We start from the raw sequence: 24,300 nt of genomic DNA, 5'->3' as shown, positions 1-24,300 counted from the left end.
AGGATCTGATTTGCGGGCTCCTGTCGATAGGCATCGATAAACTTTTGTTATCGATGATCAGCAGAAGGCCACAACAGGATTCGCAGTGACGGAAGCGTAATCCTTGTTTGCTTCCGTTACGTTGAGGGATAGCTTGATATCCTTGATTGATTCGCGATCGCGCAAACGCTCGGCCGAGCGCATTTCGCCGAAGAATTCGCCACCTCGGCCGGCCGCCACGACCATCCGCCGACGCTTGGCGAACGTGTCCGACGGACCAACGCATGATCATCTTCCCCGACACCAACCTGTTCATCCATTTCCGCGACCTGCGCGAGCTGGAATGGAGCGACGTCACGTCGGATCCGACTGTCACGCTGATCGCCGGACGGACGGTCCAGAAAGAGCTTCAGAAGAAAAGGCACGAGCTTCGCGGCCGGTCGCAGGATCGCGCGCGACGCTACGCCAAGGCGCTCGGCGACATCGTCGCCGCGGGCGCGCCGGAGCTGCTGCGCGACGCCGGTCCTCGGCTTGTGCTCGACTACGTGGCGCGTCCGGTCGGATGGACGGCGCCGCGCGATCTCGCCGAAGGCTGGGGCGACGATCAGCTCGTGGCGGACGCTCTCGCCTATCGCGTCCAGCATCCGGACGCCTCGATCGCGGTGCTGAGCGACGACGCGGAAGTGATGGCGGTCGCCTACGCCCACAACATCGCCGTGCTGCGGCCTCCGACGCGGTGGGAGCTCCCGACCGAGGCCACGACGGAGCAAAGGGAGATCGCCCGGCTGACGCGCGAGGTGAGCGACCTCAAGCGTCGCGGCCCGGCGGTCGACTGCGCCCTCACCCATGCGGACGCTGAGATCAAGAATTTCCTGTCGCTGATCATCACCCGACGGGATGCGCTCACGGAAACCGAGATCGAGACGGTTCTGGCGCGCGCGACGGCGGCCAGGCCCCTGGCGACACAGTTCGACACGCCTCACGGTTCCGATCCGGACGCCTATGATCCGCCGTCAGAGAAAACAATCGCCGCCTACACCGGAGCTTACGAGCGCTGGCGCGCCGAGCTGCGGGCGGAGATCGAGCGCCGCGGACAGCGCTCGAAAATTGCTGTCGCCCGCGTCAGTCTCACGCTGACGGTTCAAAATCTCGGCGTCGAGCCCGCCGAGAACATGCGCGTGGTCATCCAGGCGTCCGACGGATTGAAACTCTATGAGCCGACCGAAACCGCGCCGCCGCCGCTCGAACCGGCGGCGTTCCGCGACCCGCCGCGACCGCCAAGACCGACGCGCAAACGCGTCCCGGGTCAAGGCTTCGACCTCAGCGAACTGGAAGGGCTCGAGGATTACGAAGATCCGTCGGCCCGCCGCCGCTCCGCGTTTGAGCAGGTGATCGCCCAATCCCACACGATGCGCGATCTCGATTCACTTTCGCGCCACACCCTTATGCCGATCCGGCCAATATCGGCGGAGCCGCGCGACCCTCAGGCCTTCTACCGGCGCATGCCGCACGAGAACCGCAAGGGGGGATCCTACTGGGACTATGAATGCGAAAGCTTCCCGCACCTGGCCGATCCCGAACCGTTCGAGTTCGACGTGGTCGCGATGCTGGCCGAAGACGGCCCGATCACGGGCGAGATCGGCGTCCGCGTCACCGCGAACAATCTCAGGACGCCGGTCGAAGCCACGCTGCGCCTGCGCCTCGACGTCCGCCGCGACGACGCCGTCGCGGAGATCGCCAGGCTGCTTGATCTGGAGCCGTCAGGTTCTTGACCGCGGCTCCGCACACCGCTCCAGGACAGTCGCATGCCAGATAAAATCACGCGTGAGATGATCGAATCCCGGGCCGTCGTCGAAGGCCCGGAGCTCGACTTCAAGCGGGAGATCGATCTCGCCGACGAAAAGGCCCGGGTGGGGTTTCTCGACGATATCGTGGCGTTCCTGAACGCGCGTGGCGGGGCTCTCGTGGTCGGCGTCGCCGAGAAGAAGGGCGGTTTTGAGCACTGGCGCCCGCTCCACGCCGATCCCGACGAGCTCGGTCGAAAAATCCAGAGCCTTGTTCAAACCGGCGTCGACCCGACGCCGCTCGGCGTGTCAACCTATGAGATCGCGCTCGACGGCGACGGATATGCGCTTGTCGTGGCGATCGCCGAGCACCGGATGCAGCCCTATCAAAACCGCCTCAACGGCGCGTTCCGGGTCCGGACCGACAAGCAGAACAAGGTTCTGCCGCGCACCGAGATCGGCGCCTACTTCAAGCGCTTCGAGGACTATCGCGCGACACTGTCGGACCTGTCGCAGCGCGAGAGCGAGGCGCTTGCGCAACGCGGCGTCATGGTCGAGGGCGCGCCGCGGCTCACGATCTCGATCCTGCCGCGCGAGCATTTTGACGACCATGCGCCGCTGCGCGTCGAGGAGAGGGGCCGGCTGTTTCCAGGCCCGACTTATAGCGGTCGATCAGACGTCTTTCGCGGCGCTCCGGGCGGATATGAAATCCTGACGCCCACAATGAACGGCGCGAACTATCACCGCCTGTTCGTCGCCGACGACTGGTTCGTCCAGGCCTCGATTGTCCACGCGCTTTACTCGACCCAAGGGGAGGGCCGGCTGGCGCTCTACGAAATGCGAGAGGAACTGACGCGCTATTTCGAAGGGCTCGTCGAGCTCTTCGCCGACAACACCGTGAGTGGGCCGTTCGCAATCGAGGCTGCTTTCACCGATCTTCGGATCGAGCCGGGGCTTGGCCGGTTCTTTCGTCACGACGGACCGGCGCGATGGGTGCCCCGGCAGCTCATCGAAACGCTTGATCCGGGCGAACTCGCAAAGGCCCTCTACGAGACCGCCTATAAGGCTTCGATCTATTGACCGTCTTGCAGAGCGAACCGCGCTACGAACTGTCGGAACGCCTGATATGGAGCCGGCTGGCTGGCCCGACCGCGAAGGCGGAGGACGCCCTGGCGCGGCTCGACGAGCGGCTCGCCAAGAGCGAGCTCCGCCAAGGCTGGATCGCGCGGGCCGATTTCACCGACGCCTGCGCCAGTCTCTGGCTCGAAGGCGAACTCGTGCATGTCGAAGATCTCGTCCTGCATGACGCGATGATGGACGTGCGCGCGCCCACCGCCGAACTGGTGCGCGCCCACGCCGTGCTGCGGGCGAGGCGCCGTATCCAGATGGCCACGTCGGGCTGGGCGCTGAAGCCGTCCGGCCTGGACGTCCTGCGAGGACGCGCGACCATCGACGACGCGCCTCAGAGCAAACTCGGGATCGACGAGGACTGGGAAGAGCCTGACGCGGACGACGAATGGGCCAAAAGCCTGGCGGCGATCGACGCCGTTGTGGCGCGCTCGGAAAAGCTGCTTTCAGGCGAGCGCGTCGAGCCCCGAGCGAGGAGCGAGCGTCCCAGCCTGATCTACGATCTGGACTGGGACGAGGACGCCCGACTGGCGGAATGGCGCCAGACTGTGGACGCCACGTCGGCGCTGCCGCCGACGCTCGCGGCCGCCATCGCTCTGGACGCCTGGAACCATATCGAGCCGCTGCAGGCGCAACCCTATCTAGGGCGGCTGCTCGCGGCGGAGCTGTTGCGCGCACGCGCCAAAACGCGCGCCTTCAACGTCGGCCTCAGCATCGGCCTCAAGGCGACGCCCCAGGAGAAGCGCTGGAAGCGCGATCCTGCGATCCAGATCGAAGTCGGTCTTGCGGCGCTCTCTGCGGCCGCCGAGGCCGGACTGAAGGAACACGACCGTCTGGCGATGGCGCAGAATGTGCTGTCGTTACGGGCCCGCGGACGGCGGTCGAGCTCGAGCCTGCCAAACCTCCTTGCGCTGGCGATCGAGACGCCTGTCGTCACCGCATCCTTGATCGCCGCCCGATTGGGCGTGACGCAGCGAGCGGCGACAACGCTCGCGCTCGAACTCGGCCTGCGGGAAACGACCGGGCGCAAACGCTATCGCGCATGGTCGGCGGCCTGACACGCCGGCCGCGCAAAGGCACGTCACCTCACGGCCGCGAGCGCGCGGCCGACAAGGTCGCGGCGCAGCTCAGGCGACGGATGATCGCTCAAGTAAAAACCGATCGGCTCTGCGTCCGCGTCGCGCGCCTGCAACGCCAGAAAGCCGCGCGCCGTCAGCCCAACCCGCTCGATCACGCGCGCTCCAAGCTGACCCGCCTCGAAAACGATCAGCCCCGCGGCGCCGAGCCAAAGCACCGTAGCTTCGACAAAAGCCTCCGGGGTTGCGCCCGTCGGATTGGCGCCATCGAGGGCCTCGTCGGCCAACATGTCGACTTCAACGTCGACCGGCACCGGAAACGCCGCCCGGAGTCTGACAAACAGCGCCGCCGCGACGTCGGCGAACAGGTCGACATTGTCCGTCATCGCATGCTCTCGGCCACCGTCCGCGCCCAGGATCGCGCAGACGCGGCCACCTGTCGACGCTCGTGGAAGGACGCGTTCAACAGCCGATCGACCGGCTCCGGTCGATGATGACCGCAGGCGCTGCTACAGGTCGTATCTGCTCCGTCGCAGTAGAGCCGCTCTGCCGACTGGCATGATCGAGGACGTCGTTATGGCCGGCCCGAAGCTCGGTGATCTACGCAAAGCGATCGCCAGCACTCTTACGGAGGTGAAGGCATACGACCTGCCGACCGTGTGCGCCCGTGTCGGTCTCGACGAGGGATCCAGCGAGGAAGCTTTCTCGAGCAAGTTCACCTACGTCCACACCCGGCTGCTGCGACTTGAAAGGGATGCGCTGCTGGCCGTCGCCGAACGCGTCCTGAACGAGTTTCAGAGCCCCGGCCTCGAAGAGTGCGCCGCCGCGATCGACGAGGAGGTCGGGCGGCCCCTGACCCAAATTATACGGCGTCGTCTGATCGACTATCTCCAGACCATTGATCTCGCCGGCCAGCTTCGCGACGATCTCGAGCTGCTCGAGCCGATCTTTCCGCTCGAAGACATGCCGACGATCTATCCCGAGTTGCGCCGGTCCCAGAAGACGCTCAGGGCCGATATCGAGCGGCACCGGGTCGAGCACGACGACTGGACCAACGCCGAACTCCTCACCCATCTCGGCGTGACGACGTGCTCCCGCCGGCGCGTCTTCGCCCTGCTGGAACGGATCGTCGATCCGATGGTGCGAGCGGACGAGGCGCAGGCCGAGATCGTAGAGAGGCTCAACGAATTTCTGCAGCGCGACGGCTATGAACTCGCCCAGACGCGCAAGGTCTCGGGTTACGCGGTCTATGCCGTCAGGCTCTGTTCAGCGACCGGCGAGTCGCCGGCGGATCGAGAACTGACGGCGCAGTTCCAGAAGCTCGACAACGCCGGCGTCGACAGGCTGTGGGCGAAGGCGCTGGAGCGCCGCACCAGCGATCCCGAAGGCGCAATCACGATAGCCCGAACCCTGCTTGAGCGAAGCTGCAAGCATATCCTCGATGAAGCGCGCCTCGATTACACCGACAAGGACGACTTGCCGCGACTTTGGGCCCTTGCCGCGGAGCATCTCAACCTCGCCCCCAGCCAACACACCGAGGTCGCCTTCAAAACCATCTTGGGGAGCTGCCAGAACGTCGTGAACACGATTGGCACGCTCAGAAACCGGCTGGGCGATTCTCATGCTCAGAAAGGTCGGCCGGTGCGCCCCCAGCCCCGGCACGCCGAGCTTGTCGTCAATCTGGCGGGATCGATGGCGAAGTTCCTGATGGCGACGTGGCTCGATCAGGCGCGAGCGACCCGCTCCACCGCCCCCGACGCGGCCGCCGAGGACAATGCCGACAGCTCCGCCGGCTGAACGCACGTTCTCCGTTTGCGACGCCGGCGGGCGAAGACGCCGGTCCGGCGCCCTTGATTTTCGATAGAGCCGGGCCGCGTCGCCACTTTTGCGCTAGGGCGCTCGCGCCCCTTCATGCTGAGGAGAGCCGGCTTCGGCGTCGCGGTCGGTCAGTCGCACCGCCTGCAGCTTGGCCCGCCGTTCGCCTGACATGCCGGCGATCGATTTAGCGATCGCATCGCCTCCGGTCATCGCGGTCACCTCCGCTTCCACGGGATCGCGCCCCTGTTGGACAGTCTCGATACGGAACGACCGGTCGACCGCGCAGAGCGCCAGATGACGCGCGTCCACCCTGACGCCTGAGGCCTGGACCTTGGGCGCCAGCTGCGCGGCGTGATCGACGACCGACCCGAGATGGACGTCAATCAGGTCCAGAAGCTCCTCGGCCAGCGCGACGATCTCGGCGCGGCGGCCGACCTCGCGGTGATGATAGGCCTCGTTGCGGGCGTCTCTGACACGCTTGAACTTGGCCTTGAACGTGGCCGGCTCGACAGGCGAACCGTTTGAGAACTGCCCGCGGAGCTCCTTCTTGAAGTTTGGCCAATGCTCGAAAATCAGCTCTTCGATGTCCGACATTTTGGCCCGGGCGAGAACGCCGTGCCCGTCCGCCTGGGCGAGCACGCCACGGTCATAGCGGTCACCCTCGACGTTCTTGATCAGGTTCTGGAGAGCCCGCAGAGCGCTGTGCGTGACCGCGACGCCATTGACCTCGGTCAAGTCCCGATCATGGCGAAGTTCCGCCAGGATCGGCTCCCACCATCGATCGACGCCGTAGTGGTTCTCCAGCCAGAACCCGAGCTTGGCCCGGTAGGCTGATTCCAGAATGTGAAAAACGGGATAGAGGCTCGCCTGTTCGGCAAGCTTGCGATGATAGCTGCGGTGCAGCTGCTCGAGCAGTCGGCTCGTATCCGTTCTCTTTGCCGCGCCCCGCACTTCCTTTAACGAATGCCGCAGCAGCTCGATGTTCGCGCCGGGCATAAAGGCGAGGATCGCCTCGAAATTCGGCCGAGACAGTTCGCAGTTCAGATCGGCTTTGACGTAGGCCGTTAACGAACGTTCGCGAGAGGGCATGATAGGGACGCAACCAGGAAAGACAGTCAGCCTTATCAGTCTTGACTAGGCCGGCCGCAAGCGCCACACTCTGATCACTCCGGTCGCGATGCCCTTTGGGGGGCTGTGCCTTCACTCGTGAGGACGTGTCGGGAGTCTAAACAAATCGCACGAGCTTTGGGCCCCTTACGGGGCTCAATTCGTTTTAAGGCTCGACCCGGCTGCGCTTCAGCGGCGCGCATACGATCCACGGACGGCGCGTCAGCGCCGGCCGAGCCGGCTGAGCCTTCAGGCCTGCCAAAATCGCCTAGGGAACGCCTGGCGCGCCTACCGCGTGTTACGGAGCAGACGCGCGCTTGATGGCAGCCGACAGTTCAGGCGACACGCGCCTTGTTCGACAACGCGCGATCCGTAAAGCTCAGCCAGGTCATTTTCGTCCGAGCCGCAGCCGCGGTGAACGCCATTCCTTCAGATCAGACCGCCTGGCCAAACCCGCCGTCCAGACTAAAGCAGCGCGTCCCAGCCATCGATGGCGCCCAACGCAAGATCGAACACGGCAGCGACGTCGTCGGCGCGAGGCGGGGCGTGAAGCCCCAGAAAGAACGTATCGACCAGCGGATGAAGCCGTGCGCGCCGTCGCTCGATCTCGACCTGCTGCGGCCCGGCGACCAAGAGAGGCAGGGCGGACATCAACGCAAGCAGATGCGCCTTGCGCGTGGCGATGGCGCGATCGAGCGGCGGTCCCGGATCCGGCCCCTCGAACGCCGCCAGGTCGCGCGGCCCTTGATAGTCCCGGCTCCATTTCCGCCACCACGCCTCGTCACGTGGAAATCCGGCGGTGGCGAAATGACGAATCGAGTTCCTGAGAATCTTGCGTCGGGACGGCATAGCCTGAGCGAGAGGCGCCCGCACATGAGCCGCTCCCATGCGCTTTCCCCGCAGAAACAATCTTGAGGTCTCGGCGTGGATCTCCTTGCCGTCGGCACGATACTGCCGCTGGTGCCCGCCCCAGGCCACGTAACTCGCTAGGAAATAGCCGCTGACCTTGTCGTCGACGATCACGTCGAGAGAGTCGTCGACGAGAAAGGGAGCCATTTCGGCGTCGACCGTGTCCGCGAGACGCTGAAAGCCGGGATGGCCGTCCAGGAAGCGGCCCGGGGCATGCGTCAGCCCCTCAATAAGAGCAGGGCCGGTTGCGCTCTCCGCCGCCTGCCGGAACGCATCGACGTAACCCGGCTCGTATCGCGTGTCGGCGTCGGCCTGCAAGATGAGAACACGTTCAGGCGAAACGCCCATCGATCTCGTCAGCCGCGCGGCGACGGTCACGCCTTTGGCGCGCGGCGGGACATAGCCTCGCTCGGCCTCGCTCGTGACGACGACGGCGCCCTTGCGCGAGAACCCTCTGATCGCACGCAGCGACGCCGGCGTGCCGTCGGTCGAGCCATTGTCGACCAGCACGAGATGAGTGTCCTTCGGCGTCGTCTCCTCGCCCAGCCCGAAACCGAACGATTTCGCGGCAAGGAAAATCTCGTCGCGCTCGTTGAAGCAGGGGATCACGATCACCGTCAGCATGCCGGTCCATCCGTCGGATCGCAGAAGATGCCGGTCAGGACTTCTCAGGTTCGGTCGGCGGTGATTCAGGAGCCCGCTGAGCGTCGGACTTGGTTTGCGAAGACTGCAGCTCGACGGTCGGCGGCTCGACTGAAGCCGCCGCCGACTGACGTCGCCAGACGAGAAGCCGCTGCCGTTCCTCGGGAAGCGCCGCGTCGACGAACCCGGCCGCTTCCGCGGCGCGCGCGGACGCCAGATTGGATTTCTGCATGTGCGCATAGATGACGTCGTAACGGCTTTGCACACAGGCGAGATGATAGCCGAGACGTCCGATGCCGCGCCCCTGGCTCGCCTGATTCAGATAGATCTGGATCGAGGCGTGAGGTCCAACCGGCGGCTGATCGATCCGGTTGATGAAGACCTGGCCGGCGCGTCGCCCCTTATGTTCGATGCGCCAAGCCTCGCCGTCCGCGCCACCGCCGCGTCCTTTCGTTCCCTTCGTCGACACAAGCCGAACATCCTGCGCGGACACAGGGTCTCTAGCGACCCTCGGCTTGGGCGTCGTGGTCTTGGTCGATGCGGGCTTGGGCGACGAGCGCTGCTTGCGCCGGCGCTTCGCCGCGACCTTTCGGGCGTCATCCGCGGCCGGCATCGAGCCCGAGGCCTCGCGTCAGCCGCTCGTCCGTCCGCCCCCAGAACTCGGCTGGAAAGAAGCCGGGAGAATACGCGACCACTATGTCTTCGAGCCGGCCAATCAGCCCGCGCTTGTTAAGCGCGGCCACGACCTCGTCTACACGGCGCTCGATCGCTTCCATGGGCGGATCAAGAGGCAAAACCCGGCTCCGCCAGTCGCTGTCGCCATCGTAGCGGTTGCAGAAGTAATCCATGTCGACATGGAGCAGCAGACGACGGCCGTCGAGATCGCTCAGCCAGTCGTCGAGAGAGGGCGTCATCCGATATCGGCGAGGTCCCGTCCCCGCCCCGGTTGGGACGAGCTCTACCGCCGGCCGTGGCGCGCCCGGCTCGATGAGATCGTCCCCGACGACGCCGTGTCGGATCTCGAAATCGAGCGTCCGCTGTCCCTTCGGAGGCTGGATCAGATGCCGGACTTCAGCCTGCGGCGCAGCGGCGAGGAACGGCGTCATGAAACTGCCCATCCCGATCGCGCCGCTCTCGATCGCAGCCATAACGGAGCGCGGATCGTTCAAGTCGCAGGCGGCGCCCGAAATCAGGTCGCGCCACCCGTCTGCGCCTACGGACAGCCGCGGAGCGTCGAGATCGCGGTGATCGTCGACATGAAGGATCGTCACATGTTCGAGCGCTCCGGAGCCGCTACGCTCGAGCCATTCGGCCCAGCTCGCAAGCGTCCAGCTGTCGTAGAGACACCGCAGCAGCCTGGATGATCGCCGACGCGCCGTCGCCATCTCCTGGCGACGCAAATCCCCGCCCCACCAGGCGAGCCCCTCGTCGAGGGCAGTGTCGACATGTCGCTCGGGGTCGCTGGGCCAAGCAAGCTCCAACGCCCACCCTTCGAGCGTGCGCGTCGCCGTCGCGTCCTTGTCGCAAAAATAGCCGCGCAGCCGCCCGTGGCGCTCGGCCGCGTCCTCGGGCAGGAGGTCGGCCGCGACCAGCATGGCGTCAGGCGGCGACGGGCTGCTGGCGCCTCGCCCGGTCGAGCGTTTCGATCAACGCGTCGCCGAGCGGCGTCATCTCGCAAGTCCGCAAAGTCGAAAAACCAAGCTCGAGATTGCGCTCGGTGTCCCTGAGCTGGTTGAGCGCCCGATCGCGCATGTGGCGCGGACCGGCCTCCAGCACGTGAGCCCAATAGCGCTTCAGTTCGACGAACACGAACACCGCGTGCAGCAGGCCGGACGGCGGCCTGAGATCGGCGCGCCACGGCGAGACCACGCGCGGCGCCGTTGGGCTCACCGTCGGGCCGAAGCGCTCGAGCAGGTAAAGCTTCTGGTGGCGATATTCGTGGATCAGCGAGTCGGCGAGGTCGTAAGGGTCAATCAGGCCTTCGCCCTGCCAGACCGACACGAACAGCGCGCCGGGCACAGAATCGTCGCTGAACGACACGATTTTTGCGGGATCCGCGGATGGATCGCGCACGAACTGGATCGCGCGGCAGGTCTTGCGCATTTCCTCGTAAAGCGCCGGCCGCCACCGCTGCACGATGGCGAGCGCCTGTTCGACGACGGGCGCGGCTCGGCTGGCGACGTCCTCGCCCTCGAAATAGATCTGGTCTCCGAAGGGCCCCCTAAGCCAGGCGTCGTCGCCGGCCACGACGATGTTTTCGCCGGACAGCTCGCGGCCGGCAAGCACGATGAGATAGGCGGCGTCGGCGCGCAGCGGCTTGCCGTCGACGTCGTGCACCAGTCCTCCTGCCGCCTGCGCGAGCATCGCCCGCGTCCAGGCGGCGACGCCCGGCTCGATCGCCAGATCCGCAAGCTCTGCATCGGAGCGTCCTGCAAGGCTTTCGACAGCCTGCGCGACCGATCCGCCGACACCCGAGGCGGCCTCGAGCGCCGACCTGAACCGCGCCAGCGCGCCTGCGCGCGCATCCTCGCTCAGCAGTCGCGTGGCCTCGGCTGACGTTTCGGCCAGCTCGAACCGCGCCAGATCAAAATCCGCCGGCAGCCTCGAGCTGAGGTTCTCCCGTTCCCCTGCCAGCCCGTCTTCCAGGCGCGCCTTCACATGCGAGATCAGCGCGTAAAGCTCGCCGCAATAGACCGAGGGGTTTTTGAAGCCGTCTTCGCCGTGACGGTGAGGGACGGATCCGCCGCCACAGATGTCGACGACCGTGCAACTCAGGCACTTTGCGCAGAGGCCGTCCTTGCGCAACAGGGCCCGGTGCGCCTCCAGTCCAGGCGAGGCAGCCACCGCTGAAATCGCGGCGTCACGCACCGTCCCTGACAGCGCGGTCGCCCCGTCACGGACGATCTTGAGCACGTCGAGATCATGATAGCTGCCGTCGGTCTCGATCGACAGCAGGTTGACGTCCCCGAACCCAAACGCGTCGGTCGCCGACGGCAGGCCGGCCGCGACATCCAGAAGCGACTCGAACGTTCTGAGCGGCAGGTGAGGATAGCGATCGAACCAGAGGTCGAAGGCGCGGATCAGCCAGGCGCTGTAGCGCTCGGGTTCGGCGTCGCGACCGGGCGGAGGCCGGAGGTGGTGGGCGTCGGGTAGCAGAAAATCGAGCTTGGGCGGCTGGAGCTCGTCGAAGAAGGCGAAGAGGTCGTCCGGTGCGATCGAAGGATCGATTACGGCGATCACGCCGGCGAAGATCGCCGGCCGTTCCCGGAGCCGCCGGTAAGCCGCCATCACGCGGTCGAAGCTCGATCGCCCTTTCCTGCTGGTGCGATGGAGGTCGTTGGCCTCCCGCGGACCGTCGAGGCTCAGGGAGATCGAGATGTCGGCCTCTTCCAGAGCGTCGAGCGCATCCTCGTCCAGCAGCAGCCCGTTGGTCTGCATCGCGACGTCGAGCTTGACGTCCGGCCCGACAGCCGCACGAAGCTCGCGGGCGAACTCTACGAGCGGCTCGACGCCTGCAAGCAAGGGCTCGCCGCCGTGAAACACGACGACGGCGCGCTTGAGGTCGACCTCTCGCGCATAATCAGCAAGCCGAGATGCGAATGCGTTTCGCACCTCGGCCGACATCGTCTTGGGCATCGATCGCCAGCCTTGGTCGGCGTGGTGATACACGTAGCAGTAGTCGCAATCGAGGTTGCACCGGGAGGCGACCTTGACCAGGAACGACGTGATCCGAGCCGCCGCCAAGGGTTGGACTCAGGAGCGATTGTGCCGGTGGTGCATCCGGTCGTAGCTGGTGATCACTTCGCTCGCTTCGGCGCTGGCGAGAACACGGCTGCGAAGCCGCTGGATCGCCGGATTTACCGACTGGCTCCTCAAGACAGCGATCTTGAGCGCGTCCTCGGGCTGCGTGGCGGTCTGACTGACAGGGGGCATGGGAAAGCTCCTGTTTTCTGTTTGTTCTGATCAGATAAGGGAAATTTCTAGGGTTTGCAATCTTTGGATAGGCTATCATCCAGGATCGATGCGCACCTTACTTACCGTCGATTTCGGCGCCCGGCAGATGTTCCGCCGATCACCGCCCATCGCGGGCCGTAACCCCCGCCGCCAAGCGCGCCGTGAAATTCTCTCGACAGTATAGCCTGACATCGCTATCGCATGAATTAAGCTAAATCTTTAGCTATTCGTTCAATTGATCGAAAGAAACGAATATTATGCGCTTCAACTTGGCCTGTTTGTCTTAATTTAACTTGATCGACAGCAAATATCGCTGCGCCCACGATGATCGCAACGTAAGGCGATCACGACAGTGTGACATGAGCGGCCGGATGGAAATTCGCCGCCGCCGTCATCCCAGGCAGCCCAATTTATCGCTATCAACGCGAGCACCCTTCAAAAAGAGCCGGGTGAACATGGCGCACGGCTTCGATTCGATGGCGGACGGGCGCTCGCTCATGCGTGTTTAAGGCGTCACCGCTGGCCAGGCTTCACGGCTTGAGGCGCCAGTGTCGCTCCAGCGGGACCGGCGTCGCTTCACGGACTTGGATCACGGCGCACTTTGGCTTCATCTGATACCCCTTGAAGTTGTGACGAATCCAGTGAACCGATTGCTCGTGGCGGACCGCGGCGTCGTCGGTCATCGTCTTCACCACTACCCTTCTGGAGTCGTCGCACGACGGAGGCGTCAGCCCTATCCGTCTGAATGCCGGCTTTTGAGCTGCCGCGGCGCCATCCGTCGCCGCGGCCGGCGTATTCGCCTGTGTCGGCGCGACGAGAAGAAGACCCGACAGCCCCAAGCTGGCCGCCACCGCGGCGATCCTGAGCGGCATACCTGCGTTATCGCGCATTCCCTTGTCTCCAGATCGGCTCCGGCCCGGCCAGTCGCACCAGGCCGAAGCGCTACCGTCGTCCGCGTCAGCGAGTGACGACGCCGCGATGATCATGAGAGTTCTCGGACAGCTGACCGATCGCCTGGTCGCGGGTCTGCGACTCTCCGGTCAGCATCGAAAAATCGGGAACACTGGCGTAAAAGTCCGCCCGGTCTCGACCATGCTGGTTGGTGGAGTTCGGGATGGTGGCGTCGTCCGCAAGCGCCGCCCCCATTGAGCTGATCACGACCAAGCTCGCCACCAGAAGAGTCTTCATTTCATTCACTCCATCTGTTCTGCTCGAACTGAGCTGGAGTGAAGTTAAGGCATCACACGGTTCTGCGATGTGGCGGTCGCCACATCGACATTCACCGCTGGTGATGCTTGTCGACGATGTTCCAAAACCAGCTTCATCGACTGGGCGTCGCGTAACACCGTCTTTACGCAAGCGCCCGCGCACTGCGAACGTCTTATTCGGCCTTCAAGTCATGCAAGCTGATCGTGACACAGGCCGTAGCAAGATGCGGTCGTTTCGGCCTTCCCCCGACCAGTGACACCAGTCCGACCTTCCCGAGAGCTGCAAGCGAGCGCGAGACGTTCGACTGGGGCCGTCCTGCCAGGCTGCACAACTCGGTGACGCTGGATGGCCGATGCCTGTGGATGAGAGCAATCAGCCTGCAGTTCTCTGGCGTAAGCGCTCTTAGCACGTCCTCGCTCGACGGCGCGGTCATCGCTTTGGGAATGCGTCTTCGGTTGATGGGCAAATGCGCGAATGACCACTACTTTTTGCGTGGTCAGCACTTAAGCGCTGCGTCTCAGAGAGTTGTGGCATGCTGCTCGCTGAGACGCCGGACGATTTGATCAATGCGTTCTGGGGTCATTGCGCTCCAGCCGGCGACATGAAATCGCGTAACGGCCGCTCGCCAGCTTTGGAACAATGCAGGATCGGTCGCCGCAAGTTCAATCGGGGCATCGGAGGCCGCGAGCCGAGAGATTTCACGAAGCAGCTCCCAATCGCGACTATGGGCGATCCGAGCGGTTTCACCGCGCAATAGAACGTCGAGCGCAGACACATAAAGTTCTCTTGGAGACCTATTCATTTTCGTTCGCGGCCAGCAGTAAGTTCTACAAAAATGAGGTTCTCCGTTGCAGCCTCTCTATCAGACGGTCGCGGCAAATTCTTGATCGCCATCTCAATGTCGGACAGATCAATTCCTCTTTGATTAACCCACCATACGACGTCTTGGACATCAGTGGCGCTTGATCTGACAAGCTTTGCCGCAGCAAGTAAATCCGGCGTCGGCATCAAAACTGTAAGATTTCCATATCTACCGATAGTTTCCGTCTCGAACTCCTTCGGCAACTGAACAACACCAGGTCTAATTATCTGGATATATATCTTATCCGGAGCCACCTCTCCCTTTGGATCGTAGAGCACGCCAATCTGAGCGCAAACGCGGGATAGCTCAGCCGCGTCGAAATCAGAGCTGGCGAACCACACGTCGATGTCAGGCGTCTGACGCTCCTTCTGGCCGGTAGCGATGCCAGGAGTGCTGCCTATCACGCAAAGTGTCGCCGAGGTTTTCAGCGCCGCGCCGATCTCGGCGAAGAGAGCCTCTATCATCGATGCGTCAATCGGCATTCATCGCTCCTTCACTCCTAGCTATTTATATCATAGAATGATATTTTTCAACGTTGCTAATGGTGACGGCGGTCCGATAGCCTTTTCAGACATGACTGTATTTGAGCGCCTCGGTACGCGGGCCGCGATTGGGGTCGGCCCTTAATCCGCACAAGCTTACCCAACAGCGGTTCGAACCATCCACCTCCACCGAGGGCAAGCCGCGGGGCGCCCGATCAGGCAGCCGCCGGTCTCGACTCGCAGACCGGTCTTTGCGCTAATCAGACGGGACGCGACCCGACGGGCTATTGCTTGGCTCGGGAGAGCATCCGGTCATAGAGATCATGCCGGATGTCGTGTTGCGCCAAGATGCCCCTGACGAGCGGTTTGGCGGTGGTCTCGCACCAGGCGGCCATGCGCTGCTCCTCAGCCGCCGTGGACTCGTCTTGCATGACGTGGATCAGACCGAGCGAGACGGCTCGCGCAGCATTGGCGGCTCTGATGACGACGACGCCGGCGTCGCCTTCGTTCAAGCTCGAGAGGACCTCTTCCTTGATGTGCTCGGCGAATGTGCGGCCATCGCCCGCAGCGCTTTTCGTGTCCTCCAGAAACCATTGGTTCTGCTCCGCGCAGACACGGCTCAGATTTGCGGCGAGGAACGCGGTCGACAGCACGTTGGCGAGAACGTCGGTGTCGACCGCGCTTTTTGCCGGACCCGTTCCCGTCGCCCCGGCTGGACCAGTCAACCCTACGGCCATCAGGGAAGCTCCGATGATGACGCTTCGACGGCGGAATTGTCCTGGCGTTCGCGCCGTCGAACCGACCATGACTCCCTCCCTACCAGCGGTCTCTGAGCGGCTTTACTGACCGCGCTTGTTCGCCCAGGCCTCGAACTCCGCGATCTCCTTTTCCTGGTCCTCGATGATCTTTTTGGCCCAGGTCTTGGCCTGATCGTCCTTGCCGCTCTGCAGCTCGATCTTGCTCATCGCCACCGCGCCGCGATGATGCGCGATCATCCCGCAGACGAAAGCGAGGTCAGGGTCTTTGATCCCGTGCGTCGCCCTCATAGTCCGGTTCATCTCCTGCATAGCTTTCATCGACGCCATCTGGGGTTCGCCCATGTCCGACATCGAGTGAGCCGCCATGTCGCCCATCTCCATCGCCTTGCCCGTCACGCCCTGGCCTGGAGAAGCAACCTGGCAGGCCTTGGGGAGACTTTCCGTTCCCTGCGGAGGCGACTTGGCATCTTCGGCCATCGCAGCCGCCGTCGTGAGGATGAAGGCCGCCGTGAGCACGAGTTTAAGCATGTTCTTCTCCTGAAAGCTTTCAGGGCGGGCGCAGTGGCCGCGCCCGCCCATGACAACTTATTTTTTCTGGATTTTGGTGACGGTGATCTGACCGTTCACGCGATCAGCTTCGAATGACACCTTATCGCCGACTTTGACCGACTTCAGCATCGTCGGATCGCCGGCCTTGAAGACCATCGTCATTCCCTCGTCCATGCCGAGGTTCTTGATCGGACCATGCTCAAGCGTGACCTTGCCTGCGCTCTCATCGATTTTCTTGACGGTGCCTTCCGCCGCCGACGCTGCGGTCGCAGCGAGCAACGAGAGCGCGAAAGCGCCCGCGACGATCTTGAAAGTCTTCATTGTTCTCTCCTTCGGATTCTTGGGTTCACTTGACGGCGACCGAGCCGTCCATCCCGGATTCACGATGGCCCGGGATCAGGCAGGCGAAGTTGAATTCGCCAGACTTTGAAAATTTCCAGACGATTTCCTCGGTTTTACCCGGAGCGATGCGTCGTCCATTCGGGTCGTCGTGCTCCATGTCGGGAGCTTTCTGCATCGCAATTGCGTGCTTGTCGTTTTCCGCCCGCGTCGCAAGCATGAATTCGTGGTCGATCTGACCCTCGTTCTTGAGAACGAAGCGGATCTGTTCGCCTTTGCTCGCCGAAACCGAGTTGGGCTCGAACAGCATCTTACCGTCGTCGGTTTCCTTCATGACGATCTCGACCGTTCGAGTCGGCTTTTTCGGATCTCCGGGTTCGCCATAGGCACGCGAACCGCCGTGATCGTGACCGGCGTCCGCAAGAACGAACGTCGGAAGCAGCGTCGCGCCGAGAACCGCGGCGAACTTGAACATCTGTTTCATGCCCTATGGTCCAATCTTGTTGGGGATCAGTGATTTGCGTGTCCGCCGGCGCCCGCCTTGGGCTTCACGACGTTCATTTCCATGTCGCCTGATTTCGCCTTGGCGGCCGGCTGACTGGTCGCGGCCTGCTGCGGTCCTTTCCACTCGAAGGCGACCTGTCCTTCGGGATGCTTGAACCAGCCCGGATCCTTGTAGTCGCCGCGCACAAGCCCCTCGCGGACCTTCACCACCGTGAACATCCCGCCCATTTCGATGGGACCGAACTGGCCAAAGCCCGTCATCATCGGCAGCGTGTTGTCGGGGAGAGGCATCTCCATCTCACCCATGTCGGCCATGCCAGCGCTGCCCATCGGCATGTAGCCGGGGACGACCGCTTTGATCTTCTTCGCGATGTCCTTCTTGTTCACGCCAATGAAGTTCGCGACCTCATGGCCCATGGCGTTCATGGTGTGGTGCGACTTGTGGCAGTGGATCGCCCAGTCGCCGGGAACGTCTGCGACGAAGTCGAAGGCGCGCATCTGCCCGACCGCGCAGTCGATCGTCACTTCGGGCCAGGCGGCCGCCTCCGGCACCCAGCCGCCGTCGGTGCACGACACCTTGAAGTCGTAGCCGTGCATGTGGATCGGGTGGTTGGTCATGGTGAGGTTACCGAAGCGGATCCTCACCTTGTCGCCTTTGCCCGCGACGATCGGGTCGATGCCCGGAAAGACCCGGGTGTTCCAGGTCCAGAGGTTGAAGTCGGTCATCTCCGCGACGCGCGGCACGTAGGTTCCCGGATCGATGTCGTAGGCCGACATCAAGAACACGAAGTCGCGGTCGACGCGCCGGAACGCCGGATCCTTCGGATGAACGACGAAGAAGCCCATCATGCCCATGGCCATCTGGACCATCTCGTCGGCGTGCGGGTGGTACATGAAGGTCCCGCTCTTCCGGAGCTGGAACTCGTAGACGAACGTCTGGCCGGGCTTGATGTGCGGCTGGGTGAGCCCTCCGACGCCGTCCATGCCGGACGGCAGCAGCTGACCGTGCCAATGCACCGTGGTGTGCTCCGGCAGGCGGTTGGTGACGAAGATCCGGACCTTGTCGCCTTCGACGGCCTCGATGGTCGGGCCCGGAGACTGGCCGTTGTAGCCCCAGAGATGCGCGACCATGCCCGGTGCGAGCTCACGGATCACAGGCTCGGCGACGAGGTGGAATTCCTTCCAGTCGCCGTTCATGCGCCAGGGCGCGGTCCAGCCGTTGAGCGTGACGACGGGGTTGTAATCGGGGCCGGTCGTCGGAACGAGCGGCGGCTGCATCGTCGCGTCCTTCATGGTCGCAGCCTCGGGGATGGAGGCGGCCTGGACGCGGCCGGAGACGGCGGACGCCGCGACGAGCGACGTAGCGCCCGCCGCGGAGGCGGACAGGAACGATCTGCGTGAGACGGTCATGGTGCCTCTCCCGGTCACTGTGGTGATGCTGCAGACGCCGAAGCGGCTGAAGCGAGCTTGGGCTCGGGCGAAGCCTCCTCGGCGGCGGCGCCGCCGATCAGGGCCGCCTGGAAGTCCACGTCGGCGATGAAGAAGTCGCGCTTGGCCCGGATCGCCGCGACGTTGGAAGCGACGTTTTCGCGGGCGTTGGTGAGCAGCTCGAACGCGTCGACAAGCATGCCGTTGTATTGGAGCTGCGATTCGTCGGTGATGATCTTGCGAAGCGGAAGAACACGGGTCTGAAACGCTCGCGCGATGTCGTAGCGGCCGCGATAGGTCGCATAGGCCTCGCGCGCTTCAGAGCGTGCATTGACAGCCTTTTCCAGCAATCGGTTGACCGCGCCCATGTAGGTTTCCTGGGCCTTGACCGAACGCGCCTTTCCGAAGTCGAAGATCGGGATCTGGACCGCGACCTCGAACCCTTTCGGATTGGCCTTGTCGCCTTCCGCCGACTTTGAATGGTTGGCGATGCCGGTGACCTCGAGCATCGAGATCGCACGGGTCTGCTCCGTGAGGCCGTAGCTCTGCGCCAGTGCGTCGAGCTCGAACCGATCGCCGATGAGATCAACCCGCCGGCGAAGCGCTACGGCTTCGACGTCGCCCTGAGTTCTGAGCTTGGGAAACCCCGGAAGCCGAGACGGCAGCTTGTAGTCGAGTTCACGGCCCCACAGGCCGAGCTCCCGGGTTAAAGCCTCGCGCTCCTTCGCGGCGTCCAGCCGCGCCTCAGCGAGCTCGGTCGCGACTTCCGCATAAAGCGCCCCGGAGCGCGCCTGATTGAGCTTTGTGGTCGCGCCGGTCTCGCCCAGCTTTTTGGTCAGTTCGGCCGACGCCGCCGCGGAGGCCCTTGCCGTCTCCAAGAAGGCGGCCGTCTCACGCGCCGCGACCGCCTGGTAGTAAGCGCGTCGCGCCTTCGTCGCGGTCCGGAAGGTGGCCTGGATCGTTTTGTACTGCGCCGCGCGAAACTCGGTCTCGGCGATCTTGGCGCGCTTCGGCAGCGTGAGAAGCTGCAACAGGTCGGCGATCAGCCGGCGCTCGATGTCGAGCTCCCCCTGATAGGTCACACGCTCGATCGAGACCGTCGGCGACGGCGGGAGGCTGGCCTCCACATACTCCGCCTCGGACACGCCCAGGGCGTTGTATTCCGCCTGAAGGCCGCGATTGTTCAAAAGCGCGATCTGGACTGCGGCGTCAGCCGTCAGAGGCTTGGCGAGCAAGCGCGCGACGCGGGATTGGACGGCGGCCGCGTCGGCCGGCGTCACGATCTTCGCCGTCTCCTTTCCAAGATCGAGAGAGACGCGCGAGACGACGGGCGTCATGCCGCGGTCGGCGGAAATCGAGGCGCAGGCGCCGAGCGTGGCGGACAAGGCGACGACGGCCGAGACACGCAAGATGCGGGAGCGAGGAAGGTTCATCACATCCCCTCCATCGGCTTGGAGGTCACGGCCTTGTTCTGCTCAAGCCAAGGCTTGGGCTCGACAGGGCGGTAGTCAGCCATTCCGGCTGTGACCGGCACATATCGGGCCGAGGGCGCAGCGGCGGATGGATCGGCCGGATTTCGGCCTGCGATGGGCGATGGCGGCAGCGCCGAACAGGCGCTCAAGAGCGCAGCGAACGATGCTGCAACGGCCGGGACAAGCGGCTTCATTTAGTACCCCGAGATCTGACGAACGGACGCGATGGCGCTTGCGGCGCCGGCGAGCGCGGTCGATCAGACGTCTGGGGAACAGTTCACGATGTCCGGATGATCATCCGGGCGCGAACCTTCTCTTGGCGTCAGCCGACCAGCGCGGCGAGACGTCTGGGAGGGCGCTTGATGAAGATCGTCGGGCCCTGCAGTTCGGACGGCTCGGTCGCCGAAGACACGACCGCCAAGACAACCGACAGGGCTGCGGGAAGCGCAAGATCACTCGCCAAGACAGCGTGGCAAGTGTTGCTGCAGCAGGTTTTGCTGGATCCGTCCGGAGCCGAAGCGTGTCCGGCGCAGTCCGGCTCGGCCGCGCTTACTGTCGGCGGGGCCTGATGGTCGCCTTGGGCGACGTCTTGCGCCGCGAATGATGCAGCCTTCACCGGCTCCTGATGCGGCTGCGAGGCCATGGCGGCGTCGTGGCCGCCATGAGCCTGGCTCGGCGTGGTCCAGCCGACAAACAACGTCATCGCCAAAACCAGACCAGCCAACAGGCGGAGCAGCGTTTGGGGGCTCATCCGCGCACTCTTCCGAGCACATCGACGAGCTCTGCTACCTTCTTACGCTGCTCGTCCTTGTCGCCGCTTTCGATGGCGTGCTCCACGCAACAACCCACGTGATCTTGGAGGATGACCTCCTCGACCTTCTTCAGCGCAGCGCGCACCGCCGTGATCTGGGTGACGACATCGATGCAGTAGCGGTCCTCTTCCACCATGCGCGCAATTCCGCGAACCTGACCTTCGATCCGGTTCAGGCGCTTTGCGCAGGAGGTTTTGGTAGCCGCCATCATCGTCCCCATAATACCCAGTCCGGGTATCAATGCAACGTCATTCCACTGGACCGGGACGGCCGCCGCAGCGCATCCGTCCCGGTCCAGGGGCGGTCAGTGATCGTGACCGCTTGTCTGTGTCGGGGTGACCTTTTTGCCGTCGCCCGCCTGGTCCGCGGGCCGGCTGTCATTCGCTCCCTGTCGAGCAGGGCCGGCCTTGGAGGACGGGACTTCGACATGGGTCGAATTGCTCCCCGACTCGCGAGCCGGCCCATTGTTCTGGGTCGCGTTTTTGTCTTCTGCGTACGCCGCCGACGAAGTCGCCAAGCCGATAGCGAACACTGCGCCAAGGACCGCACGATTAAGGTGAAACACGTCAAACTCCTGGATCAGAACTGTTAAAACACACGCGAACCGCTTTGATCGCCGGCTCGGCGCTTTGCTTGCTCCCCCGTGTAGGCGTCGTCCCGAACCATCGAGACTGACCACCAGGGGCGTCTGTTCTTGGGCGTCCCGCAGCCTCAATCAGGCCATCGCATGAGACCGCGAGATCGCCCAAGGAACGAGGCCAAGGTATCGAGAGAAAAAGATGGGGCATGTGGCGATCGCCACATGCCGAACGCGTGATCCGTCAGATTCTCCCCCCACACCGGCGCAAAGCCGGCAGCTCGAGGAGAGGATCATGTTCAGGACTTTCGGTTTTGGCCTTTTTCTGGCAAGCGCGATGGCCGCGACCGTCTCCGCGCATCCTTTGACCACATCGCAGACCTGGCTATCGACGCCCGACGCCGATGGCCGCTGGGTGATGCGCACCATCCCGCCGAACAAATTGCCCACGAAGAGCTGGGAGCACGCCAAGGCGTCGTCTGAAGCGACTGGCGAGATCGACGCGATCAGAAGCGCCAGTGGAGCTTCTCACTGGGTGAAGAACTAATCTTCATCTTGTGAGAAAGAGGGCCGCGGCAACCCCCACTGTCGCGGCCCTCGCAGTCACAGCGCATCTTTGGACCAGGACGGCCCCACCAGAGCCAGCCGATGTCCCTTCCTGCGTATTGCGCCGACGCGTTCCAGCCGGCTGAGCTCCTTGGTCACGGCCTCGCGATGACTGGCGATTCGAACCGCAAGTTCCCGGTGGGTCGGGAGGTCGTCGATGTGATCTCCGTCGGCGCTTGACTGCGCCAGCCTGAGCAGTTCCGCCGCGAGACGGTCGGCGACATGCATGGTCACGCTTTCGGCCATGCGCAGGTTTGTGCGGCACTGGCGCCGACACATCGCGTCCATCGCCGCGACCGTGAACTCGGGGACGCTTGAAAGCGCGCGCAGATATGCCGTCCTTCGCAACGCCCAGACTTCCGTCTGCTCGACGGCGGTCACCGCAAGCGGAACGCTATCGTTACCCAATGCGAAGGCCTCGCCGACCATTTCGCCCGGGCGGACGTCGGACAAGAACGCTTCCTTGCCATCGACTGTCGGCGTGACGACGGAGAGCATTCCTTTGATCACGATGAGCACGCAGCATTCGCCGTCAGGTATGTCGACAGACTGGCCTCTTTGGAGAGTGCGCCTGCGCGCGCCGAGTTCGGCCGCACGAAGCTCGAGCAGATCCGGGATGAAGTTGACGCGATGCGGCGCCGCCGCCGCGATGCGTGACGATTGAATCATGACTGAAACCACTGACGGCGCGCGAAACGCGATCGCGTTTGGACGCTGTCGCCGCCCCAAAAAGGATGACCTCGCCGCCCCACCCGAGGGGTTGGTCGGCTGCGCGAACTGTTGCGGTCAGATGCGCCGGGGCGGCGGCGTCGCGCGATCCGTCATCGCGCCAAGCGCGTCAGTCTCCAAGACCGTAAACGTCAGCGCGTGGGTCAGAGCGAGACGCATCAAAACTTTTAGCTCTGGCGCCGGAATCGCTGCGCAGACGGAAGGGCCACAAAGCTCGGTCGCTCCGGCCCTCGCCTCGCTCTGGCATCCCGCGCCGTCTGAGGAAGAACACGCGGCCTCGGCGCTCTCGTCATGGTGGACCGCCCCGACGCCGGCGTTCGCGTGCAGTCCCATAAGACCGATCGCCATGAACGTCACGAACAACACCCGCGCCAGGCAAGCGAAAATGCCGGCCGGCCGGCGTTTTCCAATCCGACGTGAAGATGAAACAGCGTGCACGTGGCGCGGTCCGAATCCAGTGGCTTGCCAGCCTACCCCTACAGGGTATAGAGAGCAACACCACATATACCCCACCTTGGTATCTGGGAGATTAAGATGGCGGACCACGCGCATCACTCGTCAGGATCGTGCTGCGGAGGCCATGATGGTCGTCAAAAGGCCGCTCAGGTCGAGGGCGCACACGGCGCGCCTCTCCATCCGAGCGAAAAACATGACCAAGGCGCCGGCGCCGCCATTGATCCGGTTTGCGGCATGACGGTCCAGATCGCGACAGCAAAGCATCGGTCGGAGGCAGGCGGAAGCTCACATTATTTCTGCTCCGCCGGCTGCAAGGCGAAGTTCGAGGCCGATCCCGCGAAATACTCCGAGGGGCGCAAAGCCGACCGCGAAGAAGCGCCGGCGGGCGCGACTTACACCTGCCCGATGCACCCTCAGATCCGGCAGGACGGACCGGGCTCCTGCCCGATATGCGGCATGGCGCTCGAGCCGGAGCTGGTCAGCGCCCAAGCCGAGCCGAACCACGAACTGATGGATATGACCCGGCGCTTCTGGATCGGGTTGGCGCTTGCCGCGCCGATCCTCGTCCTGGAGATGGGCGGGCATCTCTTCCCCGCGATCCACCATGTCGTGCCTCCTGCGACTTCCATATGGATCCAGTTCGCCCTGGCGACGCCGGTGGTGCTCTGGGCCGGATGGCCTTTCTTTCAGCGGGGCTGGGCGTCGATCGTTTCGCGCAACCTCAATATGTTCACGCTCATCGCGATGGGCGTCGGCGTCGCCTATGCCTACAGTATCGTCGCGACGCTCGCGCCTTCACTGTTCCCCCCGGCCTTTCGCGGACAGGACGGCGTCGTGGCGGTCTATTTCGAAGCGGCCGCCGTCATAACGGTGCTCGTGCTGCTCGGTCAGGTGATGGAGTTGCGCGCGCGCGACCAGACCTCCGGCGCGATCCGCGCGCTCATCAATCTCGCGCCGAAGACCGCGCGCCGCACGCGTGCGGACGGCGCTGAAGAGGAGGTCGCCATTGACGACATCGCGGTCGGCGACGAGCTGCGCGTTCGTCCCGGCGAGCGGATCCCCGTGGACGCGGAGGTTACGGACGGAAGATCGAATGTCGATCAGTCGATGGTCACGGGCG

Annotated in this window: 29 protein-coding genes; 8 read left to right on the top strand and 21 right to left on the bottom strand. The window is 64.0% G+C overall.

The genetic code is table 11. The features are described 5' to 3' along the window. Positions 1-57: 57 nt before the first annotated feature. Positions 58-225, bottom strand: a complete 168-nt coding sequence (locus tag EK403_RS22450) for a hypothetical protein (RefSeq protein WP_164919627.1) — start codon at positions 223-225, stop codon at positions 58-60. A 38-nt stretch (positions 226-263) separates the two neighbouring features. Between EK403_RS22450 and EK403_RS15765 the strand changes: the two genes are divergently transcribed. From EK403_RS15765 to EK403_RS22440, 5 genes are all read left to right on the top strand, one after another. Beyond that, positions 264-1,751, top strand: a complete 1,488-nt coding sequence (locus EK403_RS15765) for a PIN domain-containing protein (protein WP_128778412.1) — start codon at positions 264-266, stop codon at positions 1,749-1,751. A gap of 33 nt (positions 1,752-1,784) precedes the next feature. Continuing rightward, the gene (locus tag EK403_RS15760; RefSeq protein ID WP_128778411.1) at positions 1,785-2,843 is read left to right on the top strand and encodes an AlbA family DNA-binding domain-containing protein; all 1,059 of its coding nucleotides are present in this window, start codon (positions 1,785-1,787) and stop codon (positions 2,841-2,843) included. Further along, the gene (locus EK403_RS15755; RefSeq protein WP_342633787.1) at positions 2,840-3,949 is read left to right on the top strand and encodes an RHE_PE00001 family protein; all 1,110 of its coding nucleotides are present in this window, start codon (positions 2,840-2,842) and stop codon (positions 3,947-3,949) included. Before EK403_RS15760 ends, EK403_RS15755 begins: the two co-directional genes overlap by 4 nt. After that, positions 3,934-4,461, top strand: coding sequence for a hypothetical protein (locus tag EK403_RS22445; RefSeq protein ID WP_164919626.1), 528 nt, complete (start codon positions 3,934-3,936; stop codon positions 4,459-4,461). Before EK403_RS15755 ends, EK403_RS22445 begins: the two co-directional genes overlap by 16 nt. 64 nt (positions 4,462-4,525) lie before the next feature. Continuing rightward, complete coding sequence (locus EK403_RS22440; protein WP_206659562.1) at positions 4,526-5,764, top strand: abortive infection family protein; 1,239 nt, start codon at positions 4,526-4,528, stop codon at positions 5,762-5,764. 93 nt (positions 5,765-5,857) lie between these two features. On the opposite strand, the gene EK403_RS15740 is transcribed toward EK403_RS22440, so the two are convergent. The 9 genes from EK403_RS15740 to EK403_RS23795 all read right to left on the bottom strand — a co-directional run bounded on the left by EK403_RS15740 (position 5,858) and on the right by EK403_RS23795 (position 14,039). Next, positions 5,858-6,874: a hypothetical protein gene (locus EK403_RS15740; RefSeq protein WP_128778409.1), complete on the bottom strand. Its 1,017-nt coding sequence runs from the start codon at positions 6,872-6,874 to the stop codon at positions 5,858-5,860. Between the two features lie 483 nt (positions 6,875-7,357). Then, positions 7,358-8,425, bottom strand: a complete 1,068-nt coding sequence (locus EK403_RS15735; protein ID WP_164919625.1) for a glycosyltransferase family 2 protein — start codon at positions 8,423-8,425, stop codon at positions 7,358-7,360. 34 nt (positions 8,426-8,459) lie between these two features. Beyond that, a complete protein-coding gene (locus EK403_RS22755) occupies positions 8,460-9,056 on the bottom strand; it encodes a hypothetical protein (protein WP_206659561.1) in 597 nt (198 codons plus the stop codon). Continuing rightward, complete coding sequence (locus tag EK403_RS15725) at positions 9,040-10,038, bottom strand: hypothetical protein (RefSeq protein ID WP_128778407.1); 999 nt, start codon at positions 10,036-10,038, stop codon at positions 9,040-9,042. The genes EK403_RS22755 and EK403_RS15725 overlap by 17 nt, the downstream gene beginning before the upstream one ends. A 4-nt stretch (positions 10,039-10,042) precedes the next feature. After that, the gene (gene yhhB, locus EK403_RS15720; protein ID WP_128778406.1) at positions 10,043-12,187 is read right to left on the bottom strand and encodes a cyclophane-forming radical SAM/SPASM peptide maturase YhhB; all 2,145 of its coding nucleotides are present in this window, start codon (positions 12,185-12,187) and stop codon (positions 10,043-10,045) included. A 9-nt stretch (positions 12,188-12,196) separates the two neighbouring features. Beyond that, complete coding sequence (gene yhhA, locus EK403_RS15715; RefSeq protein WP_128778405.1) at positions 12,197-12,376, bottom strand: YhhA family cyclophane-containing RiPP; 180 nt, start codon at positions 12,374-12,376, stop codon at positions 12,197-12,199. A gap of 551 nt (positions 12,377-12,927) precedes the next feature. Then, positions 12,928-13,287 carry a hypothetical protein gene (locus EK403_RS15710; RefSeq protein WP_128778404.1) on the bottom strand — a complete coding sequence of 120 codons (360 nt, stop codon included), beginning with the start codon at positions 13,285-13,287 and terminating at the stop codon, positions 12,928-12,930. A 67-nt stretch (positions 13,288-13,354) separates the two neighbouring features. After that, positions 13,355-13,585: a hypothetical protein gene (locus tag EK403_RS15705; RefSeq protein WP_128778403.1), complete on the bottom strand. Its 231-nt coding sequence runs from the start codon at positions 13,583-13,585 to the stop codon at positions 13,355-13,357. 193 nt (positions 13,586-13,778) lie between these two features. Beyond that, on the bottom strand, positions 13,779-14,039 hold the full coding sequence (locus EK403_RS23795; RefSeq protein WP_128778402.1) for an HVO_A0114 family putative DNA-binding protein: 261 nt from the start codon (positions 14,037-14,039) through the stop codon (positions 13,779-13,781). A gap of 99 nt (positions 14,040-14,138) precedes the next feature. On the opposite strand from EK403_RS23795, the gene EK403_RS22435 reads away from it, so the two are divergent. Then, positions 14,139-14,363 carry a hypothetical protein gene (locus EK403_RS22435; RefSeq protein ID WP_164919623.1) on the top strand — a complete coding sequence of 75 codons (225 nt, stop codon included), beginning with the start codon at positions 14,139-14,141 and terminating at the stop codon, positions 14,361-14,363. Positions 14,364-14,404: 41 nt separating this feature from the next. Here EK403_RS22435 and EK403_RS15690 read toward each other — a convergent pair whose 3' ends face one another. From EK403_RS15690 to EK403_RS15645, 9 genes are all read right to left on the bottom strand, one after another. Continuing rightward, complete coding sequence (locus EK403_RS15690; protein ID WP_128778400.1) at positions 14,405-14,950, bottom strand: DUF6036 family nucleotidyltransferase; 546 nt, start codon at positions 14,948-14,950, stop codon at positions 14,405-14,407. A gap of 284 nt (positions 14,951-15,234) precedes the next feature. Next, positions 15,235-15,756: a hypothetical protein gene (locus EK403_RS15685; protein WP_128778399.1), complete on the bottom strand. Its 522-nt coding sequence runs from the start codon at positions 15,754-15,756 to the stop codon at positions 15,235-15,237. Positions 15,757-15,789: 33 nt separating this feature from the next. After that, entirely contained in the window at positions 15,790-16,287 is a 498-nt protein-coding gene (locus EK403_RS15680; protein ID WP_245479732.1) for a DUF305 domain-containing protein, read from the bottom strand. Positions 16,288-16,293: 6 nt separating this feature from the next. Beyond that, complete coding sequence (locus tag EK403_RS15675) at positions 16,294-16,578, bottom strand: copper-binding protein (RefSeq protein WP_128778398.1); 285 nt, start codon at positions 16,576-16,578, stop codon at positions 16,294-16,296. A gap of 25 nt (positions 16,579-16,603) precedes the next feature. Then, positions 16,604-17,080: a cupredoxin domain-containing protein gene (locus tag EK403_RS15670; protein WP_128778397.1), complete on the bottom strand. Its 477-nt coding sequence runs from the start codon at positions 17,078-17,080 to the stop codon at positions 16,604-16,606. 26 nt (positions 17,081-17,106) lie between these two features. After that, positions 17,107-18,510, bottom strand: coding sequence for a multicopper oxidase family protein (locus EK403_RS15665; RefSeq protein WP_128778396.1), 1,404 nt, complete (start codon positions 18,508-18,510; stop codon positions 17,107-17,109). A gap of 14 nt (positions 18,511-18,524) precedes the next feature. Then, entirely contained in the window at positions 18,525-19,961 is a 1,437-nt protein-coding gene (locus EK403_RS15660) for a TolC family protein (protein ID WP_128778395.1), read from the bottom strand. Between the two features lie 361 nt (positions 19,962-20,322). Then, complete coding sequence (locus tag EK403_RS15650) at positions 20,323-20,751, bottom strand: hypothetical protein (protein WP_128778393.1); 429 nt, start codon at positions 20,749-20,751, stop codon at positions 20,323-20,325. After that, positions 20,748-21,023: a metal-sensitive transcriptional regulator gene (locus tag EK403_RS15645; protein WP_128778442.1), complete on the bottom strand. Its 276-nt coding sequence runs from the start codon at positions 21,021-21,023 to the stop codon at positions 20,748-20,750. The genes EK403_RS15650 and EK403_RS15645 overlap by 4 nt, the downstream gene beginning before the upstream one ends. A gap of 661 nt (positions 21,024-21,684) precedes the next feature. Here EK403_RS15645 and EK403_RS15640 point away from each other — a divergent pair. After that, the gene (locus EK403_RS15640; protein ID WP_128778392.1) at positions 21,685-21,936 is read left to right on the top strand and encodes a hypothetical protein; all 252 of its coding nucleotides are present in this window, start codon (positions 21,685-21,687) and stop codon (positions 21,934-21,936) included. A gap of 56 nt (positions 21,937-21,992) precedes the next feature. Here EK403_RS15640 and EK403_RS15635 read toward each other — a convergent pair whose 3' ends face one another. Together EK403_RS15635 and EK403_RS22750 are read right to left on the bottom strand one after the other, a co-directional pair. Continuing rightward, positions 21,993-22,664, bottom strand: coding sequence for a Crp/Fnr family transcriptional regulator (locus EK403_RS15635; protein ID WP_206659560.1), 672 nt, complete (start codon positions 22,662-22,664; stop codon positions 21,993-21,995). A 117-nt stretch (positions 22,665-22,781) separates the two neighbouring features. Beyond that, positions 22,782-23,087, bottom strand: a complete 306-nt coding sequence (locus EK403_RS22750) for a hypothetical protein (protein ID WP_128778390.1) — start codon at positions 23,085-23,087, stop codon at positions 22,782-22,784. A 171-nt stretch (positions 23,088-23,258) separates the two neighbouring features. On the opposite strand from EK403_RS22750, the gene EK403_RS23325 reads away from it, so the two are divergent. Beyond that, the coding region (locus EK403_RS23325) for a heavy metal-binding domain-containing protein (protein WP_428979618.1) at positions 23,259-24,300 on the top strand (1,042 nt) is incomplete at its 3' end.

The sequence above is a fragment of the Hansschlegelia zhihuaiae genome, assembly GCF_004103825.1.
Lineage (GTDB): Bacteria > Pseudomonadota > Alphaproteobacteria > Rhizobiales > Methylopilaceae > Methylopila > Methylopila zhihuaiae.
Note: the sequence above shows the minus strand (reverse complement) of the source record. Positions and strands in the feature narration are given on the sequence as shown.

What these genes read in the sequence shown, in the direction of transcription:
- EK403_RS15740 (WP_128778409.1), bottom strand. Translation starts at nt 6,874, where the DNA reads ATGCCCTCTCGCGAACGTTCGTTAACGGCCTACGTCAAAGCCGATCTG.
- EK403_RS22450 (WP_164919627.1), bottom strand. Translation starts at nt 225, where the DNA reads ATGGTCGTGGCGGCCGGCCGAGGTGGCGAATTCTTCGGCGAAATGCGC.
- EK403_RS15675 (WP_128778398.1), bottom strand. Translation starts at nt 16,578, where the DNA reads ATGAAGACTTTCAAGATCGTCGCGGGCGCTTTCGCGCTCTCGTTGCTC.
- EK403_RS15725 (WP_128778407.1), bottom strand. Translation starts at nt 10,038, where the DNA reads ATGCTGGTCGCGGCCGACCTCCTGCCCGAGGACGCGGCCGAGCGCCAC.
- EK403_RS22440 (WP_206659562.1), top strand. Translation starts at nt 4,526, where the DNA reads ATGATCGAGGACGTCGTTATGGCCGGCCCGAAGCTCGGTGATCTACGC.
- EK403_RS15690 (WP_128778400.1), bottom strand. Translation starts at nt 14,950, where the DNA reads ATGCCGATTGACGCATCGATGATAGAGGCTCTCTTCGCCGAGATCGGC.
- EK403_RS15705 (WP_128778403.1), bottom strand. Translation starts at nt 13,585, where the DNA reads ATGAAGACTCTTCTGGTGGCGAGCTTGGTCGTGATCAGCTCAATGGGG.
- EK403_RS22755 (WP_206659561.1), bottom strand. Translation starts at nt 9,056, where the DNA reads ATGCCGGCCGCGGATGACGCCCGAAAGGTCGCGGCGAAGCGCCGGCGC.
- EK403_RS15765 (WP_128778412.1), top strand. Translation starts at nt 264, where the DNA reads ATGATCATCTTCCCCGACACCAACCTGTTCATCCATTTCCGCGACCTG.
- EK403_RS15735 (WP_164919625.1), bottom strand. Translation starts at nt 8,425, where the DNA reads ATGCTGACGGTGATCGTGATCCCCTGCTTCAACGAGCGCGACGAGATT.
- EK403_RS15650 (WP_128778393.1), bottom strand. Translation starts at nt 20,751, where the DNA reads ATGAGCCCCCAAACGCTGCTCCGCCTGTTGGCTGGTCTGGTTTTGGCG.
- EK403_RS15670 (WP_128778397.1), bottom strand. Translation starts at nt 17,080, where the DNA reads ATGAAACAGATGTTCAAGTTCGCCGCGGTTCTCGGCGCGACGCTGCTT.
- EK403_RS15660 (WP_128778395.1), bottom strand. Translation starts at nt 19,961, where the DNA reads ATGAACCTTCCTCGCTCCCGCATCTTGCGTGTCTCGGCCGTCGTCGCC.
- EK403_RS15640 (WP_128778392.1), top strand. Translation starts at nt 21,685, where the DNA reads ATGTTCAGGACTTTCGGTTTTGGCCTTTTTCTGGCAAGCGCGATGGCC.
- yhhA (WP_128778405.1), bottom strand. Translation starts at nt 12,376, where the DNA reads ATGCCCCCTGTCAGTCAGACCGCCACGCAGCCCGAGGACGCGCTCAAG.
- EK403_RS15635 (WP_206659560.1), bottom strand. Translation starts at nt 22,664, where the DNA reads ATGATTCAATCGTCACGCATCGCGGCGGCGGCGCCGCATCGCGTCAAC.
- EK403_RS15645 (WP_128778442.1), bottom strand. Translation starts at nt 21,023, where the DNA reads ATGATGGCGGCTACCAAAACCTCCTGCGCAAAGCGCCTGAACCGGATC.
- EK403_RS15760 (WP_128778411.1), top strand. Translation starts at nt 1,785, where the DNA reads ATGCCAGATAAAATCACGCGTGAGATGATCGAATCCCGGGCCGTCGTC.
- EK403_RS15665 (WP_128778396.1), bottom strand. Translation starts at nt 18,510, where the DNA reads ATGACCGTCTCACGCAGATCGTTCCTGTCCGCCTCCGCGGCGGGCGCT.
- EK403_RS15685 (WP_128778399.1), bottom strand. Translation starts at nt 15,756, where the DNA reads ATGGTCGGTTCGACGGCGCGAACGCCAGGACAATTCCGCCGTCGAAGC.
- EK403_RS15680 (WP_245479732.1), bottom strand. Translation starts at nt 16,287, where the DNA reads ATGGGCGGGCGCGGCCACTGCGCCCGCCCTGAAAGCTTTCAGGAGAAG.
- EK403_RS22445 (WP_164919626.1), top strand. Translation starts at nt 3,934, where the DNA reads ATGGTCGGCGGCCTGACACGCCGGCCGCGCAAAGGCACGTCACCTCAC.
- EK403_RS15710 (WP_128778404.1), bottom strand. Translation starts at nt 13,287, where the DNA reads ATGCGCGATAACGCAGGTATGCCGCTCAGGATCGCCGCGGTGGCGGCC.
- EK403_RS23795 (WP_128778402.1), bottom strand. Translation starts at nt 14,039, where the DNA reads ATGACCGCGCCGTCGAGCGAGGACGTGCTAAGAGCGCTTACGCCAGAG.
- EK403_RS22435 (WP_164919623.1), top strand. Translation starts at nt 14,139, where the DNA reads ATGCTGCTCGCTGAGACGCCGGACGATTTGATCAATGCGTTCTGGGGT.